Raw genomic sequence first — 18,576 nt, 5'->3', positions numbered from 1 at the left:
CGTAAGGTAAATCGACTGATACAAATCGTATTATGGTCATAACCATTTAAGAGGATTAGCAACTTATCAATTTACCGTTTATATACATGCAAAAGGCGCGTCAAGCGAAATCGCTGGCGCGCCTCAATCATTTCATCCTAACTTAATTGGCTAAACAAAGCAGCCATTATTACGTTAGGCAGAAGCGAAACAAGCAATTACTTGTCGTCTTTCACTTCTTCGAACTCTGCATCAACAACATCGTCGTCTTGTTTTGCAGAAGATTGCTCAGCACCTGCATCCGCACCGCCTTGTTGCTGCTGTGCTTTAGCTTGTGCAATTTCCATTAGCTTTTGCGACTTCTCAGCAAGAGCTTGAGTTTTCGCTTCAATCTCTTCTTTGTTGTCACCTTTAATCGCCGCTTCTAGCTCTGTAAGCGCAGCTTCGATTGCTTCTTTATCTTCTGCAGGTAATGCATCACCCGCTTCTTCGATTTGCTTACGTGTACCGTGAACCATTGCATCAGCTTGGTTACGAGTTGCTACTAGCTCTTCGAATTTCTTATCTTCTTCAGCGTGCGCTTCAGCATCACGAACCATTTTTTCTACTTCATCGTCGCTTAGACCTGAAGAAGCTTGGATTGTGATCTTCTGCTCTTTACCTGTATCTTTATCTTTAGCAGATACATGTAAGATACCGTCCGCATCTACGTCGAATGTTACTTCGATTTGTGGAGTACCACGTTGTGCTGGACGAATGCCTTCTAGGTTAAATTGACCTAGTGACTTGTTATCGCTTGCACGCTTACGCTCACCTTGTAGTACGTGAATCGTTACCGCTGATTGGTTGTCTTCAGCTGTTGAGAAAACTTGTGATTTCTTAGTAGGAATCGTCGTGTTTTTCTCGATTAGAGCTGTCATTACTTGACCCATAGTCTCGATACCTAGTGATAACGGAGATACGTCAAGTAGTAGTACGTCTTTAACGTCACCAGCTAGTACACCACCTTGAATCGCTGCACCTACTGCAACTGCTTCATCTGGGTTAACATCTTTACGTGGCTCTTTACCAAAGAACTCAGCAACTGTTTTTTGTACTAAAGGCATACGTGTTTGACCACCAACAAGGATGATGTCATTTACGTCGCTTACTGATAAATCAGCATCAGCTAGTGCACGCTTAAGTGGCTCGATTGACTTAGTTACTAAGTCTTCAACAAGTGACTCAAGTTTTGCACGAGTAACTTTAACGTTCATGTGCTTAGGACCAGTTGCGTCGGCAGTCACGTACGGTAAGTTAACTTCTGTTTGCTGTGCAGAAGAAAGTTCAATCTTCGCTTTTTCAGCAGCTTCTTTAACACGTTGCATTGCAAGTGGATCAGTTTTAAGGTCGATACCTTGATCTTTCTTAAACTCTTCAACTAAGTAGTTGATAACACGGTTATCGAAGTCTTCACCACCTAAGTGAGTGTCACCGTTAGTTGCTAGAACTTCAAACGTGTGCTCGCCTTCAACTTCGTCGATTTCGATGATAGAGATATCAAAAGTACCACCACCTAAGTCATATACAGCAACAACGTTTTCACCTTTGTTTTTGTCCATGCCGTATGCAAGTGCAGCGGCAGTTGGCTCATTGATGATACGTTTAACTTCAAGACCAGCAATACGACCAGCATCTTTAGTAGCTTGACGTTGTGAGTCATTGAAGTATGCAGGTACTGTGATTACTGCTTCAGTAACCGCTTCACCTAGGAAGTCTTCTGCTGTTTTCTTCATTTTTTTCAGCACTTCTGCTGAAATTTGTGGTGCAGCACGTTTCTCGCCACGTGCTTCAACCCATGCATCACCGTTATCAGCTTTTACAATTTTAAAAGGCATGATACCGATATCGCGTTGTACTTCTTCGTCTTCAAAACGACGACCAATTAGACGCTTGATTGCAAATAATGTGTTAGTTGGGTTAGTTACTGCTTGGCGTTTTGCAGGTTGACCAACTAATGTTTCACCGTCTTGCGTATATGCAATGATCGATGGTGTTGTGCGATCGCCTTCCGCGTTTTCGATAACGCGTGCTTTATCACCGTCTAGTACTGCTACACAAGAGTTAGTAGTACCTAAATCGATTCCAATAATTCTACCCATGAATCTTCTCCAACTTCAAAATTCGTTAAAACGTTCGATGACTAGTAAATAGGGGTGCAGGAAACTGAATTCAACTGTAAAAATGAAAAAAATTTACTTTTTTTTGAAATATTTTCGAAATGGGCGTTTTTTCCACAAAAAGCGCTGTTTTCTCAACCTGCTTGCAGGATAAACAAACTGGTCTGATGACTTTAGCTATGCTATAACAAACACCATAACAATAAATGTTAAGGAAAATTATGCATTTTGAACAATTACTCGCCATGGCAGCTGAACTAGGCAAAGACAAAACAAAAGTGATGCAGTTTCCAGAAAACTGGTGCCAAGGCCGCACAGCGTTTGGTGGATTATCTGCAGCTTTATTATATCAAGCTATACGTCAGCATATCGATAGCTCTCGCCGCTTACTATCTTTAAGCACTAACTTTGTTGGCCCGTTAATCGCTGACAATGATTTTTCAATCGACGTTGAAGTCTTACGTGAAGGCAAAAACAGTGCGCAGGTACTCGCTAAAGTGATTCAAAATGGCGATGTTTGTGTGATTACACAAGCCTGTTTTGGGGCTGAGCGTCAGTCCGATGTTCGTGTAGATGTCACTAAGACCATGCAGCTAAAACCTGTTGATGAGCGTTTCACTCTACCTTATAAAGAAGGCGTGATGCCGGCATTTTTCCGACATGTGGCACTGTGTTTACAAGACGGCAATATGCCATTCTCTGGAGCAGACACCTCACATTTAGGTGGTTGGATGAAATTCAAACATGTACCAGAGCAAATGACTGAAGCCCATATCATCGCTCTAACAGATGCATGGCCACCAACCTTATTACAAATGTATAAGCAACCTGCACCTGCAAGTAGTATGTCGTGGTACATAGAATTTGTTGAAGAACCTTCAATTGCCCATGATGCTTGGATTGGCTACGAAGCAGTAACACATCATAGTAAGGATGGCTATGGGCTAGAAGATGGCTGCATTTGGAGTGAAGACGGCAAGCTAATTGCGCTAAGCCGCCAAACCGTCGCGTTATTCGCGTAACTCAGGCTCTGAAAGTTGCGCATACTCAGTACCATCAAGGCGAATAATTGCTTGGTACTGGCCTGACTCAATAATCTCACCAAGACCCAAATTAAAGGTGTTTTTTAACGTTTTACTGTAAAAAAACGCAGGTCTTGGTGCTTCTTTAAAGATTGCATGCACAATAAAAGGTTTTACCTCAGCGCTTTGTTTATATTTTTCTAAATAATATAAAAACACCCGTCGCTCTAAAATAATTACATCGACCCAGCCTTTCATAAGGTGATCAACTTGTGCTTCTTGGTTAACTACTTCTTCGTAAGAACGCAAAATATTGGTAACCGATTTAAAAGGTGCTTCAATGAAATTCGTCGCATTTTGAAAGGCAAGCACGCTTTTACCTGCTAAATCGTAAATACTATTAATTTTCAGCTCTTTATTGGCAAGGCTAACCGCCACATTTTGGTAGCTCAGTAGCTCGTCACTTTTATAAACATGCGGCGTGAGTACGGGTGGAAAATTTAATGCAATATCTACTTTGCCCTGCATAAGCTGCTGCTCAGCACGCTTATTAGACATGTAATGGATATCGATATTAGAAATGCCTTGCGATTTAAAAGCAGCTTTCAATATTTCGAGTTGAATACCGCTGTTAGTGTCTTGAATGACGTAAGGAGGCAAAGAGGCGCTTGCAGCAACAACTATAGGCTTTTGCGTATTTGGCTCAGATAAACACTCACCTTTAACACTAACAAACAACATTAAAAGGATAAATAATTGCTTCACTGATCACCTTAAAGAATTAAATGTATTAAAAAGCGTAATCGCTTTGTACAAATATTAGCTTATATTAAACAAAGGTGCATTTGAATTTATACACTATTTGATGCAAACTTAACTAAGTTCTTGTTTAAGAGACCCTAAGTTTGCAAACAGCCTGTCCTAGCTGCGATCTTGTCATTGAGATCCCACACTTAAGTGCAAAACAAGTGGCAATATGCCCTCATTGCAATACAAAGCTTTCGGCATCGCAAGCTAACCAAGATAGTATGGTGGTCGCACTAAGCTTAAGTGCTATTGTTATGCTACTGAGTAGTATGTTTTACCCATTTCTGTCTTTTACCAGTAGTGGTATTACCCAAACAATCACCTTACCCGATGCCGCACGTATTCTCTTTAATTACGACAACGACTTTTTAGGTTTGTTCATCGACACCAGTATTATTGGTCTGCCACTACTTTTATTAGTACTCATAATTCCTCTGCATTTAGGCTTACTAAAAGCGCTGCCGTATCAATGGGGAAAAAGACTGTTAAAAACCACCTTTGCGTTAGAGCCTTGGATCATGTCTGAGATTTTCTTAATTGGTGTGATGGTCAGTATGGTTAAAATTATGTCGATGGCCGATATTGAATTTGGTGTAAGCTTTTGGGCCTATAGCGCTTTTGTTATCTGTTATGTGGCAGCCACAGCAAAATTAAATAAGCACACCTTATGGCAACAATTAAAAGAACCAGAATATATAGAGCAAACACAGCCAAATACGCGTGCTATTGATCAAGGATTAAGAGCATGTCATGTTTGTGGACAACTGTGTGCGACCGAAACCTGTTCACGCTGCGACTCTAAAACTTACAGTCGTAATCCTTTTAGTGTGCAAAAAGCCGCTGCGTGGTTATTAACCTCAGTGGCCTGTTATATTCCAGCCAATGTCTATCCTATTATGTACACCACAAGCCTTGGCGATGAAACTCCATCGACCATTATTGGTGGGGTAATGATTTTATGGAATAGTGGCTCGTACCCTATCGCAATGATCATCTTTTTAGCGAGTGTGGTTGTTCCCCTTGCCAAAGCGCTAATATTAAGTTTTTTATGCTTTATGGTGATGAAGCCAGCAAACAGACAAACTAAAAGCTATACACGTATCTACCAATTGACTGAATTTATTGGTAAATGGTCAATGATCGATGTATTTGTTGTGGCGATTCTAGTAGCCTTAGTACAACTAGGAAACTTAATGTCAGTAACACCTGGCATTGGCACAATATTTTTTACAACCATGGTTATTTGCCAAATGTTGGCAGCCCATGCGTTTGATCCACGTTTATTGTGGGATAACCCAGATAACTTAAGTACTGCGAAACAAGAGACCTTGGCATGAGCGAAACTGCTAAAATAAAAACAGCGCCAAATATATCGGCCATCTGGATCATTCCAGTTATTGCCTTATTAATTGGCGCATGGATGTTGTACCAGTATCAAGCAAATAAAGGCACCACCATCTTCATCAAAATGCCTCATGCAGAAGGTATTGTGGCTGGTAAAACAGAAATAAAAGTACGTAGCGTGAAGGTTGGCCAAATCGACCATGTTCGTTTATCAGATAAACAAAATAGCGTTATCGCACGGGCGCAAATCGATAAACATTACGACGATTTACTCACAGATGATGCTAAAATTTGGGTTGTAAAACCACGGATTGACGATACCGGCATAAGCGGCATGAGTACCCTACTCTCTGGTGTGTATTTAGAATTTGCACCGGGTGAAAGTAAAAAGCTGGCCGAAAGATTTGAGCTACAAGATGAACCGGCTCTAATTGGTAAAGATGTAAAAGGTGGGCGCTTCACCCTATTAAGTTATAACGCAGAAGTGCTTGATGTGAGTACCGGTATTTACTTTAAAGATTACAAAATTGGCCAAATAGAAACCGCCACCTTTGATTGGAAGAATCAAGCGATGAAATATGGCATTTTTATCAATGAGCCATATCAAAACTTGATCACCTTAAACTCTATTTTCTGGGTAAACTCAGGCATCGAAATAGACCTCTCTGCAGATGGTATTAATGTTAATACAGGCTCGTTAAGTAAATTGCTCAAAGGCGGTATTTCTGTTGGTATTCCTGAGCAACAAGCGCCCGGTGAAGTTGCCAGTAACGGCCATAGTTTTTCTTTAAGTAATAGCTACAAAGCCGCCTTAGAAGAACGCTTTTATGATTTTGACTACTACTTAATCGACTTTGAGCAATCAATTCGCGGCTTACGCGCTGGCGCTCCTGTAGAATACCGAGGTATGCGTATCGGTAGTGTAGTTGAAGCACCTGCAAGTGTCATAATAGATGGTAAGCCCGCACACTTTAGAACTGATAACACCGCAGTACCTGCCCTGATAAAGATTGAGTATGGGCGCCTCTACCACGACAGTACAGCAGCACGCGAGTTTTGGCATTCGAGTTTAAATGGCTGGATCAAAAATGGTCTTCGAGCATCTTTAAAGCCGGGTAACTTACTCACTGGCGCCGTGTACGTTGACTTAGATATTTACGATAATGCAGAGCCTGCCGAATTAAAGACAATAGCCGAGTACACTGTATTCCCGAGTGTATCAAGCGGTATTACAGTCATAGCAGACCAAGTCTCTGATGTATTAAATAAAGTAAATAACCTTAAAATTGAAGATAGCTTGGCACAAATGCAGACCACCTTTGCCGAGTATCAAGCGCTTGCTCATGACATGAGAGAGCTACTAAATAAGCAAGATACGCAAGACTTACCGGGTGATATTAATCGCAACTTTGCAGAAATGACTAAGAGCATGCAACAGTTCGATAAAACCATGAAACAATTCGAAAAAACTATGGCAAGTTATGAGCAAGGTTCAACATTCCACCAGCAGTTGCAAACAACTTTATCTGAATTTAAACGTTTAAGTGAAGAGCTACAGCCACTCACACGAGGTTTAAACCAGCAACCTAATATGTTGATCTTTGATAAAGAGCTACCAGCAGACCCAACGCCGAGGAAACAATAATGAACTATAAACTCTGTGCTTCAGTGGCATCAGTGCTGTTACTTTCGGCCTGCAGTCAGACTTCGTTCTCAACCATTGAGTATTATCAATTTTCGCAGCCAATTGTAGCAATGCAGCGCTTAGCTGAGAATACGCAAGCTCAGCTCAGAATTAACACCGTACAGTTACGTGGTGCGCTGAATAATCGCGGCATTGCTATGGTTCTCGACAACAACCGTGTCAATGCTGCTAACTACCATTTATGGAGCGAATCACCTGATTTAATGTTAACCGCCAGTGCCCATCAACAGCTTTATACTGAACTTGATAATTGGATGGTAATAAAAGGTTTACCGGTGATAACCGATTTAGATCAGCAAAGTTTCTATGAATTAGAATATGAGCTACATCACTTCAACGGCGATGAACAAGGCAATGCCAACATTGCCGGGCTTTGGCGTTTGTACTATACAAACCCTGAGTCGGGCCGAAAGTTAAAAGCAGTCAATTACTTCAATGAGCTTACGCCATTACAAGACAGTGATTACGAAGGGCTTGTTGCAACACTTGAGTCAACCTGGCTAAAGGTCAACAAACAGGTTGCAAACGAGGTATCAAAGCTTGCTCTTTAATAAGAGTTTTAAAGGCTGATTGTCATCATTAATGATGACATCGCCTAGAAACTCAAAACCGAGTTTCTGTAACACCTTCTGTGAACCAATATTTGTTTGCGAGGTTATTGCAGCAAGCACACCAAGCTCTAATACGTGTTTTTTTGCCATCAATAACCGAGCAGCAGCTGTAATGATACCCTTACCTTCATATTTAGCTAACAAGGCAAATCCTAAATCGGGGATAGCTAACGCATCGCGCTGAAAGAGCCCCACCATTCCAACTGGTGTATCATCAGCTAAACAAACAATATAACTGCCAAAGCCCAATTGCTGGTGGCTATTTATAAAGGTTTGTTGAATATAATGCTCAGCTTGTACGGGCGTATTAATGTTTTTATTACCAATGTGCTCTAAAAATGTTGCTTGGTTTAAAAGCTCAACGATAAAAGTCGCATCATCAGGCTGCCCGGCACGTAAATATATATCTAACATTTATTAAAACACCTTACTAACGACATCATTGGTAAAATTAAGGCAATCAAGAACACGCTCTTTTTGTACTTTAGATAACTCGTCAATATCGAAATAGCCGAACTCTGTGTGCTCATCGCTCAACATTATCTCTGCGTCCTCAGCTATATAAGCACGGAAAATAAACGCATGAGAGTTAAACGCTGTATGATAATAAACACCACTTAAATAAGCTATTTCTACGTCACAATTAAGTTCTTCTTGGCATTCGCGAAGTAACGCTTGATGAATGGTTTCACCTTTATCTAAAGCGCCGCCAGGTAACCCCCAACTTTTTTGACCGTAATCAGCTTTTAGTAATAACACCTGACCTTGGTTGTTGGTGATAACCGCATGGCTACTGAGTCTGTAAGTATCTGAAAATGCCATAATCCCTTTGCTCAATTAATAAAAAGTGACGTTATTGATGAGTGTAAAATAATTATCATCGCAATAAAAATTGTTATTGACTAAATTAATATTCAGGATTATTTTTCTTGCGATGTTTTGGGCAAAACAAAAGCAGTATACCCTCTATACTGTCTGGCGCCAGCCAACGCAGGCACTTTCCCTAATGGGTCCATAAAAGTGTGTTCGCGTAAAGCAGTTACTTGAGTCTATAGACTTTTGATTTCTGTAAGCAATCTCGCATTGCTTAACTGTGTGAAAAATATAATGCAAGAACCTTCTGCGTTAAGTTTACTGCCGCCAGTATTGGTGGTGGTTTTGGCCGTATTTTTACGCCGCCCTATTTTATCTTTACTAATTGGTGCTTTGTTTGGTTTAGCCATGCTAGGTCCAACCGCTGTGTTAGCCAATTTTGCTGATATTTCATTAAAAGTAATGCAAGACGAAACCATTGCCTGGCTAATTTTAGTCTGTGGTGGATTTGGTGCATTAATCGCTTTATTAGTAAGAACCGGGGGGGCAAGTGCCTTCGCCGAATTAGCGTTAAAGTTTGCCAAAGGCCAGCGCTCATCGTTAGTGATGACCTTTGTGCTAGGTGTGATTATTTTTATTGATGATTACTTAAATGCGTTAACCGTCGGTGAAACCATGAAACGTATCACCGATAAGTTTAAAATTAGCCGTGAAATGCTCGCTTATGTTGTTGACTCAACCGCTGCGCCTATCTGTGTGCTTGTACCACTCTCAACATGGGCCGTTTTTTTTGGTGGCTTGTTAGTTGACAATAATGTTGCACCAGAAGGCCAAGGTATTGCCGTCTACATTCAAGCAATCCCTTATATGTTATACGCTTGGTTTGCAGTAATTGTGGTATTACTGGTTAGCTTAAATGTGATCCCTGCTTTTGGTCCGATGAAAAAAGCACAACTACGTGCCATGAATAATCAAATCGAGATCTCGAATAGCCAATACACAGATATTCAAACAGCAGATGAATACGCAGTGAAAGCAGCGGAAGAAAACTTTGAAACAGCAGCATCAAACGGCAAACTCTATAACTTTTTAGTGCCGATAGTTTTACTTGTTGCGTTTACTGTTTACTTTGACATTGACGTATATAAAGGGTTGCTTGCAACCTTTGCCGTTGTTTTACCTTTTTACATGTTACAAAAGTTAATGACATTGTCAGAACTCGTTGAGCGTATGCTCGATGGTTTTAAAAGTATGATCCCCGCTATTGGGACTGTGGTTGCTGCATTTATATTTAAAGATGTGTGTGACCAATTAATGCTTCCGCAATATGTCATTAATACATTAAGCCCTTATATGACAGCACAGTACTTACCTGCCGTGGTGTTTTTAGCAATGGCAGTCCTTGCTTTTGCAACGGGTTCAAGCTGGGGTATTTTCGCGGTAACGATTCCTATTGTAATGCCACTGGCTTACGCTATAGATGCCAACATTCCTTTAGTGATTGGTGCTTTGTTGTCAGCGTCATCGTTTGGTAGTCAAGCCTGTTTTTATTCTGACTCCACGGTACTTGCTGCACAAGGCTCAGGGTGTGATTTAGTCAGCCATGCTATCACACAACTGCCTTATACCTTACTTGCAGCAAGCGCTGCATTTATAGGGTTTTTACTTATCGCATAAATCAAAAAGCCCAAGCAATTGCTTGGGCTTTTGTTTATCAACTATTAGGTTACTTTTGGAATTTGATCCCTTTGTAATAACTCTCTAAGTTTTCAACTTTTGTTTGGTCTTTCAGATCAGCAAATGGCTTATCTGCAAACTTACTACCACGCATTTGAATATTTAAACGTGCAGCTTCACTATTGAGCATCGTTTTCTTGTAGTAATCTTTCAGATCAGCCAATGTCACTTTTTCAACTTCAGCGATAAGCTTTTCTTTAGAGTCAAAGTTGAAGTTTTCACGGTACCAATCAGAAATAAGCGGTGACATTTCATCACTTAAATTCTTAGGTTGCTCTTTTAAAGACACAAGCGTTGCATTTTTAAGTTGTGCAAATGTTTCTTTTGTCATGTTATCAAGCTCAACAGCGTATTGCTTTTTGAACTCATCAAAACGCGCTTGCATTTCTTTAGGGCCTTTAACCGGTGTTTGAATATAAAGGCCCAAAGCAGAGTAGTCTTCGATAGGACGTGCAAGCGCACCAACCGCATAAGCTAACTGCTCTTCTGTACGTAACTTATCAAACGCAACGGTTCTAAAGTGGCTTTGTAAAATTTGTGCCTGTGCTTTTTGCTTATAACCTGGGGTTGGGTGAACAACCATATCAATAATTGCTACATCAGCTACATCAATATCTTTTTGCAGTACAATACGTTCACCAGGCTGAGGTAACCAGGCTTTGCTTCTGGCAAACTCAGTCGCTTCATGACCTTTAGGTAGTATAGCGGTTAGCTTACTCGCAATAGATTCAACATCGTTTTGGTTATAGTTACCAAACGTGAATACGCGTAGATCATTGGCTGCAAGTGTTGATTGTTTAATAGCCGAAAAATCGGCAAGGGTTAGTGCATCTGCCGCGGCAATCAAGGTTTCGGTGTCAAATTTACCACTACGAGTAAGCTTAGAGTACTCACCGAATGCTTGATAGAACGGGAACTGTTTTTGCTGATTGAGTAAATCACGCTTAAAACGATCGATTGCTTGGGCAAAACCTTCTTCAGACACATCTAGCGTTAGATTTTCAAGCGCCTGAGCTAAAAGTACGTCTTGTTTATCAGTAAAACCACTTAGTGATAACACAAGGCCGTTACTTGGTTGTAGCCCTAAGCTCATACCTGCAACGGCTGCTTCTGTGCTTAGTTTGCTTTGTTGTAAGTTATAAAGATCAGCCCACACTGCATAAAGAACTTGTGATTTAACATTCACAAGGGCATCAGGTGTATTAATATAAACTTCAACAAGACCTTTTGGTTGCTCAGCAAATTGCTGACTTGCTTGGCGCCAAACTTTTACACCCTGCTTATCAAATACCAGTTCAGGATGCGCTTGTTGTTTAAACTCCGCCGTTTTAATTGCAAAGCTTTCTGGTAATAAGCGGTTTACTGTTGGTAATGCTAAAGCGTATTCGCTCGGTTTGCTCCAGCTTGCAACTTCTGCTTCGCTGATATCTTCAATGCGGTATTTACCATCGTAAAAATGCAGCTGTGAATCTGTTTCTTCTTGCTTTGAAATATACCAAATACGTAGCGTATCTTCGTTTAATTGTGAAAGCACATTTTGCACCGCATCTGCATCAAACTTTGCATAATAATAAGGTGCGTTAATTGCGTTGTTCACAGGGAATTTTTGCATGCTATCAGTTAAGTTACTGACATAACCAAACTCATCACCTTTTTCGAGGAATTGAAATTCATTGTTTAATGATGTACGAATTTCATTAAAGTATTTGCTATCAACACCCTGCTCTTTAATAAGCGCAATGTACTGCATAACCATAGCGACAATTTCTTCGCGGTTTTGCATGCCAGCATCAGTCAATTCAATATTAACCGTTAAGCTGCCGTAGTTACCATATTGTGTTGGAGCATCAGAAGCAGATAAACGTGACACCCAGCCTTTATCACGCAAGATTTGCGCAGGACTACCTTGCATTTCGTTACTTAAAAGGTATGAAACAAAACGATTTGGTTTAACCGCAAACTGTGAACTGTTATCAGCAATTGTGAACTCTAACTGTAGTTGTTTTACATCTTCATTTGGTGAGTAGTAAACACGCTTTCCGCCAGCAACAGAAAAGTCTAACTTATCAGTCACCGTTGGTTTTTCGATTTTTTTATTTTCAATATCAGCAAAATACTGTTTAGCTTTTGCTTCCATTTCAGCAAGTGGACGATTTGAGATCATCGCCACTTTCATAATGTTCGATGAATAATATTTGTTATAGAAAGCAACGGTTTCTTTATGCAGATTGCTGCCTTCTTTGTCCCCTAAAGTTTCTAGGTTACCAATTAAGAAACGGTTTGCAGGGTGTGAGCCCATCATTTGACGCGCTAGTTTAAATTGGCCAAAAAAGTCCATTTCACGACGCATTGACCACTCTGCGTTTACTGCATTTTTTTCTTTGTCTGTGTATTCAGGGTAAAGCTTTGGTGATTTAAAAAAGTCTGCAAAGCGGTCAAGTGCTTCGTCGTAGGCATCATTGTTCACTTTGAACATGTAGTTTGTGATATCTAACCAGGTGTAAGCGTTATGTGCGCCACCATTTTTGGTCATGAAATCACTGTAACCTTTAGTGTCTGGGTAGCGGTCTGTACCAAGGAACAGCATATGCTCTAGGTAGTGCGCCATGCCTTGTTGCGACATAGGATCGTGCAATAAACCAACGCCTACACTCAAAGCAGCAGCTGATTTTTCAGCACTAGGATCTGAAATTAAAATTACATCAATTTCGTTATCTAGTTTTAATGTTTTGTACTCACGGGTGTCGTTTGGGCTGATAACTAACGAGTCAGGAATAAGGTTAGTATTAGCTGCAGGAGGCGTTGTGGTAGAAGTAGAAGAACAACCAGCTAACACTGCAAAAGCGATTGCACTGAGTCCAATTATTTTTTTCATTATTTTGTATCCATTAGAAATTGAATAAATTTTTATTTATCATGTGTTTTCGAGCGCCGCAATTCAATGCTTTTTAGCTAAGTTACAGCAAAACTTTGTAACACATTGTGAAAATGCAATACTTACGGTTAAGATTAATAGCAATAACTATAACAAAGGATGAGCTATGGAAAAGTGGCTAATTGTAGCAATGTTCACTCAGGTCTTTCTGACTTTTTCAGTCATGTACATTATGGGTAAGCGTCGTTTTCGTGCGGCAAAACAAAAAACCATCGAGATGAAAGACTTCTTAACAATGGAGCTTGAAAAGGCTGGGGATAATGTTCGCGTAGCAGATCGGAACTTTATCAATCAATTCGAAATGCCTGTGCTGTTTTTTATTGCGTGTTTAACAGCTCTGCAAGTCAATGCTGTAGGTACTGTATTTGTTGCCCTTGCTTGGGTTTATGTTGCATTAAGAATTATTCATAGCGTAATACACTTAACTTCAAACACCTTGAAGGCGCGCTATTATAGTTTTGTTGTCAGTAGCTTTATAATGCTAGTAATGTGGGTGCTTATTTTAGTTAGAATCTTCTAATAATCATCAATACAAAGAAATAAGGCGCTTTTTAGCGCCTTATATATACCCAAGCCACCTCAAGATGCAGAATTCAGCGTTTCTCAGGAGCTTAATATCAAGGCGTTACTTTGTTGGTTGGAATTATTTACGACGACTAAAGCCTGCAAGAGCTAATAAAGATAGCATCCACGCAAGACTCCCGCCTGAGCTACCACCGCCATTGTCTGAAGAGTTATCTTCATCAATTAGCGTGTTCTCTTTTGGTGATAAAGAAGCAGACGAATTCGGATCATCATCAATCACTGTCACACTGTTAATGTAAAATAAGTTTTCACCACTGAAACCTGATGTTGTATCTGGGCACTGCTCTTCATTAAGATTTACTACTGGGATTTCTCCACAGTGAACTAAAGAGGTGATTTGTTCTAAAACATCCATACTCTGTACAGTTACTTCACCAAAAACAGTAAAGCCACCATTTTGTAAGTCGAGGTTAGCGCTGTTATCTTTTAAATTGAAAAACCACTGACTTGTCGCACTATTAGCATTACCACCAAGCTTGGCCATTGCAATGGTACCTTTAACATTCGACAGCTCTGGCTCATTGGTAATAGCGTCAGCAGTTTCTATCGCCTCAAAATCAGTATCAAATTTAAAACCACCACCTTGCAATACAAAGTTATCAACTGAGCGATGGATAACCGTACCGTCGTAGCTGCCATCTGCAACATAGTTTAAAAAGTTTTCAACGGTAACAGGTGTATGTTGATCATAAAGGTGAACAGTAATACTGCCCAGATCTGTCTGCATTTCAACAATAGTAGCATTGGCTGTAAAACAGCTAGCCAATAAAGCAGGTGCAAGTAGATGTTTTTTCATTGTTTATCTTTCCTGATAATTTTTATTATAAAACTGCAAGAAGCTTAAACAAAATAAACGGCCGCTTAAATAGCAAACAAAACAGTTACACAAAACGCGCCAAAGCAATTACATCTCAGTTACATTAATTTACACCATGTATTCATTATGGTTATAAAAAATTTAAAGAATAAATCAAAATCGTCTTATCAAATAGGCTCAGTTTGTTAGTATCAGCACGACAACAATGAACACACAGGAATGAACCATGGCGAATGAAGAGAACGCAATATGCGATTTTGGCTTACACCAAGGTGAGCCTTACAGTAAGTTACCCGCTAGTTTTTTAAATTGGATGGTCGGCAATAATCATCAAAAGTCTCATTACGCAGAACAAGAACTACAACGCAGACAACTTGCCGCAACAGGACAACTAAATACAGAAAATAGCGACAAAAGTTTATAAAAGACATTTAATTTAAACTTAAGTCGTTTAAACTAAGCGCATAATTAACCTACTGCTCTATTCAGGCAAACAATTATGCGCTTTTTTTTACTAACATCGCTACTGGTTACCCTAACCGCATGTAGCTCCTCTTCTAATAATACTGATTCAGCCCAATATTTAACTCTGCTTCATACTAATGATAACCATGGTCGTTTTTGGCATAACGAACAAGGTGAATATGGCATGGCTGCTCGTAAGACTTTAATTGATCAACTAAAAGCCGAAGCCAAAGCACAAGGTCATGCTGTTTTACTGCTTTCTGGTGGCGATATCAATACGGGTATTCCAGAGTCTGACTTACAACACGCGGAACCAGATTTTAAAGGTATGTCGTTAATTGGTTATGATGCCATGGCAATTGGTAACCATGAGTTTGATAATCCACTGGCAGTACTTGATCAACAACAAAAATGGTCAAACTTCCCTTTTTTATCAGCCAATATCATCGATAAAACAACTGGTGAAACTCGTTACCAAGGCTATAAAATCTTTGAAAAGAATGGGCTTAAAATTGCGGTAATCGGCTTAACTACCACAGATACCGCTAAAATCGGTAACCCGCAATATATCGGTGGCCTAGAATTTAAAGACCCTACAGACGTTACTGCAAAGTTAGCTCCAGAAATTGATAAACAGTACAACCCAGATATTACCATCGCTGTTACTCACATGGGTCACTATGTTGATGCTAACTTTGGTATTAATGCACCCGGTGATGTGACTATGGCGCGCAACTTACCAAAAGGGATGCTTGATATTATTGTTGGCGGTCATTCACAAGAGCCTGTGTGTATGAAAGAAGCCAATGTTGCTGACAAAAGCTTTATGCCAGGTAAAGAGTGTAAGCCTGACCAACAAAATGGTACTTGGATCATGCAAGCCCATGAGTGGGGTAAATATGTTGGTAAAGCTGAATTCAAATTAGAAAACGATGAATTAACTTTGCTCAATTACTCACTTATTCCTGTAAATCTTTATATCGATGATGAAAACGGCAATAAAAAGCTAGCGGCTGAGTACATTGAACCAAACAAAAACTTACAAGACATCCTTGCGGTTTATCAGCAAAAAGGCGCAGCACAAATTGCTGGTAAAATAGGTAACGTGGATGCAAAACTTGAAGGTGACCGCAATAAAGTACGCTATGAGCAAGTAAACTTAGCACGCGTTATTATTGCTGCACAAATGCAGTCAGTGGGTGCTGATTTTGGTTTGATAAGCGGTGGCGGTATTCGCGATAGCATTCAAGCAGGCGATGTAAGTTATAAAGATATTTTAAAAGTTCATCCTTTTAAAAACCGTATCACCTATATTGATATGACAGGCCAAGAACTATTTGACTACTTACAGGTTGTTACTTCTTTCCCTCCTGATTCAGGTGCCTACTTACAATATTATAAGCTAAGCTTTAAACGCGATAACGACACTTTATCTGATGTTAAAATTGCTGGTAAACCACTTGATATGGCTAAAACTTATCGTATGAGCATTAACAGCTATAATGCCTCTGGTGGTGATGGTTACCCTACTCTTACCAGTAAAAAAGGCTTTGTGAGTACAGATGATACAGATGCACAGGCATTAAAACGCTTCTTTGAGCAAAATAGTCCTGTTAAAGCGGCTGATTACGCCCCTAAATAAAGACTACTTAAATAGAAAAAGGGAAGTCAGTGACTTCCCTTTTACTTTTAAACTAGATTACTTCCCAATGACTTCAATATCGGCAATCTCAATCGCTTTCAATCCGTAATGATGTAATCGAGAACGGGAGCCTTCACCATGGGCCTTAGGTGGATAATAGGTTTCTTTTATCTCAGGCTGCTCTTGCCAAACTTCATCAAGTGCTGCCCGAATTTCACTTAATGTTTTTTCTAAACTATTGGTAAAGTTTGGGCGCTTACGTATTGTGTGACCAAGCTCTACTAACCGGTAAAAATACTTGTTCGCTAAAGTAAGTAATTCTTCTGGTACATCTTTATTTTGATTAAGCACTACATCAGGATGTTCTATACAAAACTCAACCAATGCAAGGTAAAAGCACAGCGGTTTATTAGCAAGCGCAACTGTTTTATCAACAGCACAGCTAGCAGCCAAGGTTTTATTTTGAAGATCGACTATCAATTTAGGCTTTTCTTCTGCCTGAACAGCAACTTCTGGTTCGTGTTTTGCAATTTGGATTTTAGTGCGTTCACTTATAAATAATAAATAAGTAAATGCAGCTGCAAATAAACACACCAAAATCAACACAGCGATATCATCTTTAGCAAATAAAGACGATGCCACAACAAAGCTAACCGTTAATGATTTTTGTGGTGCATGCAATTGCTTAGTGATTAAATCTGCACGAGCAGGATAATCAGAGATCCCCTCAATGGAGTAAACCATCACGCCTGAGTCAGCTAATTGTGCATTAAGACGCGCGATATAATTGAGTACCATATCTTTACTACCTGAATGCTTTAAAAAGTCATCAGGTAAATTTAAATGGTTTAAATCAAGAGCAATGCGGTTTTCAACTTTTGCTAGAGTCAGGGCATCATTAGTTGTTGTCTTATAAGCTTTTGCTGTAATAAAGCTGGCAAATAAAACCAGGCAACAGCTTATAAATACTCCGCCATAAGCAAGTTTTACTCTAATTGGCAGCATTGCTATCCCCTACTTTCATTGTTTGCTGAGTCGACTCACATTCCCAAAAAGACTCAACATGATTAAAGTAATGAGAATTTTGATTGTGTGCCAATTGGGTTAACTGCGCTTGAACAGCACATAAAAGGTCGGTGTTCTCATCTTGCATTTTTAAATACCAACGACTGCCACTTATATTGTCGCGTATAGGCGTAATGTAGTTTTTAGAAAAACGTTGCTGATCACTGTCTTGCCAATAAGAAGAAATTAAATCGACCTTACCACTTGCAAGCAGCTCTCTTAATTCAGTATGGGAACTTGCGTAAGTGATATTAAGGTTTTCTAGGTTGATATCTAATTTTTTAAATAATTGTTTAGGGAGAATGTGTCCAGAGCGGCTCGTTGGGTAATCAAGCAAACCAATACGTTTATCTAAAAAGTAGCTTTTTTCAATGCGAGGCTTTTCTTTACTAGAAATTAAATAAGCAGTGTAGTCAGGAAAGCCAACAACCGCTTGGTAGTTATAGGTTGACTCGGCCATAAAGGCATTAATCAAGTTTTCTTTAGCCAGAATCAAATCTGCAATCCCTTTACCTAAAAACTCAATTGTGTCAGAAGTTTTATAACCCCAATAAGAGGTGACCTTGCCGTATTGTTTACTAATGATGTCATCAGCGCACAAAGTTTTAGCAACATCCTCAGCCAACACTTTGCCAGATGAATACACCACCAGCTCGTTAAGGTTAACCTCTGATTTAGTATCACATTGAAAAGACGTTTCAATAAATGCATCTATATCAGATACAGCCGGTTTACCCTGCAAAATTCCGATATAAAAAAACAAAATAACTGCTAGAAACAAAAATGTAACAATCGACGATTTTTTTATTAGTATTGTTCTTAAATTCAATTTTAATAGCCAACAACGCTCCGTTGTCTCTATTTGAACAATTATTCTTACTTATTACAAC

Annotated in this window: 16 protein-coding genes; 8 read left to right on the top strand and 8 right to left on the bottom strand. The window is 39.7% G+C overall.

Annotated elements, in window-relative coordinates; all coding sequences use genetic code 11:
* Window positions 1-197 precede the first annotated feature (197 nt).
* Window positions 198-2,120 (bottom strand): molecular chaperone DnaK, encoded by a 1,923-nt coding sequence (gene dnaK / locus VRK28_RS10170; protein WP_055021216.1) that lies wholly within the window; start codon window positions 2,118-2,120, stop codon window positions 198-200.
* Between the two features lie 239 nt (window positions 2,121-2,359).
* Here dnaK and VRK28_RS10165 point away from each other — a divergent pair, with 239 nt between their 5' ends.
* On the top strand, window positions 2,360-3,160 hold the full coding sequence (locus VRK28_RS10165; RefSeq protein ID WP_062565481.1) for a thioesterase family protein: 801 nt from the start codon (window positions 2,360-2,362) through the stop codon (window positions 3,158-3,160).
* Here VRK28_RS10165 and VRK28_RS10160 read toward each other — a convergent pair.
* Window positions 3,149-3,925, bottom strand: coding sequence for a substrate-binding periplasmic protein (locus VRK28_RS10160; RefSeq protein ID WP_240701529.1), 777 nt, complete (start codon window positions 3,923-3,925; stop codon window positions 3,149-3,151). The genes VRK28_RS10165 and VRK28_RS10160 overlap by 12 nt on opposite strands.
* Before the next feature lie 140 nt (window positions 3,926-4,065).
* Here VRK28_RS10160 and VRK28_RS10155 point away from each other — a divergent pair, with 140 nt between their 5' ends.
* The 3 genes from VRK28_RS10155 to VRK28_RS10145 are packed head-to-tail and all read left to right on the top strand — an operon-like array spanning window position 4,066 to window position 7,567.
* Window positions 4,066-5,304: a PqiA/YebS family transporter subunit gene (locus tag VRK28_RS10155; RefSeq protein WP_062565482.1), complete on the top strand. Its 1,239-nt coding sequence runs from the start codon at window positions 4,066-4,068 to the stop codon at window positions 5,302-5,304.
* Window positions 5,301-6,956, top strand: a complete 1,656-nt coding sequence (gene pqiB / locus VRK28_RS10150; RefSeq protein WP_332393879.1) for an intermembrane transport protein PqiB — start codon at window positions 5,301-5,303, stop codon at window positions 6,954-6,956. The genes VRK28_RS10155 and pqiB overlap by 4 nt, the downstream gene beginning before the upstream one ends.
* Window positions 6,956-7,567 carry a PqiC family protein gene (locus VRK28_RS10145; protein WP_062565484.1) on the top strand — a complete coding sequence of 204 codons (612 nt, stop codon included), beginning with the start codon at window positions 6,956-6,958 and terminating at the stop codon, window positions 7,565-7,567. The genes pqiB and VRK28_RS10145 overlap by 1 nt, the downstream gene beginning before the upstream one ends.
* Here the strand turns inward: VRK28_RS10145 and VRK28_RS10140 are convergent.
* Together VRK28_RS10140 and VRK28_RS10135 are read right to left on the bottom strand one after the other, a co-directional pair.
* A complete protein-coding gene (locus VRK28_RS10140; RefSeq protein WP_062565485.1) occupies window positions 7,550-8,041 on the bottom strand; it encodes a GNAT family N-acetyltransferase in 492 nt (163 codons plus the stop codon). The two genes, VRK28_RS10145 and VRK28_RS10140, sit on opposite strands and share 18 nt — an antisense overlap.
* 3 nt (window positions 8,042-8,044) lie before the next feature.
* Window positions 8,045-8,449 carry an NUDIX hydrolase gene (locus tag VRK28_RS10135; RefSeq protein ID WP_062565486.1) on the bottom strand — a complete coding sequence of 135 codons (405 nt, stop codon included), beginning with the start codon at window positions 8,447-8,449 and terminating at the stop codon, window positions 8,045-8,047.
* Between the two features lie 285 nt (window positions 8,450-8,734).
* Between VRK28_RS10135 and VRK28_RS10130 the strand changes: the two genes are divergently transcribed.
* Complete coding sequence (locus VRK28_RS10130) at window positions 8,735-10,117, top strand: Na+/H+ antiporter NhaC family protein (RefSeq protein WP_062565487.1); 1,383 nt, start codon at window positions 8,735-8,737, stop codon at window positions 10,115-10,117.
* A 49-nt stretch (window positions 10,118-10,166) separates the two neighbouring features.
* Here the strand turns inward: VRK28_RS10130 and VRK28_RS10125 are convergent, their stop codons facing one another.
* Window positions 10,167-13,052 (bottom strand): insulinase family protein, encoded by a 2,886-nt coding sequence (locus tag VRK28_RS10125; RefSeq protein ID WP_253048705.1) that lies wholly within the window; start codon window positions 13,050-13,052, stop codon window positions 10,167-10,169.
* A 166-nt stretch (window positions 13,053-13,218) separates the two neighbouring features.
* Between VRK28_RS10125 and VRK28_RS10120 the strand changes: the two genes are divergently transcribed.
* Entirely contained in the window at window positions 13,219-13,632 is a 414-nt protein-coding gene (locus tag VRK28_RS10120; RefSeq protein ID WP_062565489.1) for an MAPEG family protein, read from the top strand.
* 123 nt (window positions 13,633-13,755) lie between these two features.
* On the opposite strand, the gene VRK28_RS10115 is transcribed toward VRK28_RS10120, so the two are convergent.
* Complete coding sequence (locus VRK28_RS10115; protein ID WP_062565490.1) at window positions 13,756-14,493, bottom strand: peptidylprolyl isomerase; 738 nt, start codon at window positions 14,491-14,493, stop codon at window positions 13,756-13,758.
* Window positions 14,494-14,740: 247 nt separating this feature from the next.
* Between VRK28_RS10115 and VRK28_RS10110 the strand changes: the two genes are divergently transcribed.
* Both VRK28_RS10110 and ushA read left to right on the top strand, forming a co-directional pair.
* Window positions 14,741-14,938 carry a hypothetical protein gene (locus VRK28_RS10110; RefSeq protein WP_054563072.1) on the top strand — a complete coding sequence of 66 codons (198 nt, stop codon included), beginning with the start codon at window positions 14,741-14,743 and terminating at the stop codon, window positions 14,936-14,938.
* Window positions 14,939-15,013: 75 nt separating this feature from the next.
* A complete protein-coding gene (gene ushA / locus VRK28_RS10105; protein ID WP_062565491.1) occupies window positions 15,014-16,621 on the top strand; it encodes a bifunctional UDP-sugar hydrolase/5'-nucleotidase UshA in 1,608 nt (535 codons plus the stop codon).
* 57 nt (window positions 16,622-16,678) lie between these two features.
* On the opposite strand, the gene VRK28_RS10100 is transcribed toward ushA, so the two are convergent.
* Both VRK28_RS10100 and VRK28_RS10095 read right to left on the bottom strand, forming a co-directional pair.
* Window positions 16,679-17,626 (bottom strand): hypothetical protein, encoded by a 948-nt coding sequence (locus VRK28_RS10100; protein WP_062565492.1) that lies wholly within the window; start codon window positions 17,624-17,626, stop codon window positions 16,679-16,681.
* Window positions 17,613-18,515 carry a hypothetical protein gene (locus VRK28_RS10095; protein ID WP_054563069.1) on the bottom strand — a complete coding sequence of 301 codons (903 nt, stop codon included), beginning with the start codon at window positions 18,513-18,515 and terminating at the stop codon, window positions 17,613-17,615. Before VRK28_RS10095 ends, VRK28_RS10100 begins: the two co-directional genes overlap by 14 nt.
* Between the last annotated feature and the right edge of the window lie 61 nt (window positions 18,516-18,576).

It is taken from the genome of Pseudoalteromonas sp. P80D2, assembly GCF_036680945.1.
Classification (GTDB): Bacteria; Pseudomonadota; Gammaproteobacteria; order Enterobacterales; family Alteromonadaceae; genus Pseudoalteromonas; species Pseudoalteromonas shioyasakiensis.
Note: the sequence above shows the minus strand (reverse complement) of the source record. Positions and strands in the feature narration are given on the sequence as shown.

What these genes read in the sequence shown, in the direction of transcription:
- VRK28_RS10110 (WP_054563072.1), top strand. Translation starts at nt 14,741, where the DNA reads ATGGCGAATGAAGAGAACGCAATATGCGATTTTGGCTTACACCAAGGT.
- VRK28_RS10115 (WP_062565490.1), bottom strand. Translation starts at nt 14,493, where the DNA reads ATGAAAAAACATCTACTTGCACCTGCTTTATTGGCTAGCTGTTTTACA.
- dnaK (WP_055021216.1), bottom strand. Translation starts at nt 2,120, where the DNA reads ATGGGTAGAATTATTGGAATCGATTTAGGTACTACTAACTCTTGTGTA.
- ushA (WP_062565491.1), top strand. Translation starts at nt 15,014, where the DNA reads ATGCGCTTTTTTTTACTAACATCGCTACTGGTTACCCTAACCGCATGT.
- VRK28_RS10145 (WP_062565484.1), top strand. Translation starts at nt 6,956, where the DNA reads ATGAACTATAAACTCTGTGCTTCAGTGGCATCAGTGCTGTTACTTTCG.
- VRK28_RS10120 (WP_062565489.1), top strand. Translation starts at nt 13,219, where the DNA reads ATGGAAAAGTGGCTAATTGTAGCAATGTTCACTCAGGTCTTTCTGACT.
- VRK28_RS10165 (WP_062565481.1), top strand. Translation starts at nt 2,360, where the DNA reads ATGCATTTTGAACAATTACTCGCCATGGCAGCTGAACTAGGCAAAGAC.
- pqiB (WP_332393879.1), top strand. Translation starts at nt 5,301, where the DNA reads ATGAGCGAAACTGCTAAAATAAAAACAGCGCCAAATATATCGGCCATC.
- VRK28_RS10140 (WP_062565485.1), bottom strand. Translation starts at nt 8,041, where the DNA reads ATGTTAGATATATATTTACGTGCCGGGCAGCCTGATGATGCGACTTTT.
- VRK28_RS10125 (WP_253048705.1), bottom strand. Translation starts at nt 13,052, where the DNA reads ATGAAAAAAATAATTGGACTCAGTGCAATCGCTTTTGCAGTGTTAGCT.
- VRK28_RS10135 (WP_062565486.1), bottom strand. Translation starts at nt 8,449, where the DNA reads ATGGCATTTTCAGATACTTACAGACTCAGTAGCCATGCGGTTATCACC.
- VRK28_RS10130 (WP_062565487.1), top strand. Translation starts at nt 8,735, where the DNA reads ATGCAAGAACCTTCTGCGTTAAGTTTACTGCCGCCAGTATTGGTGGTG.
- VRK28_RS10100 (WP_062565492.1), bottom strand. Translation starts at nt 17,626, where the DNA reads ATGCTGCCAATTAGAGTAAAACTTGCTTATGGCGGAGTATTTATAAGC.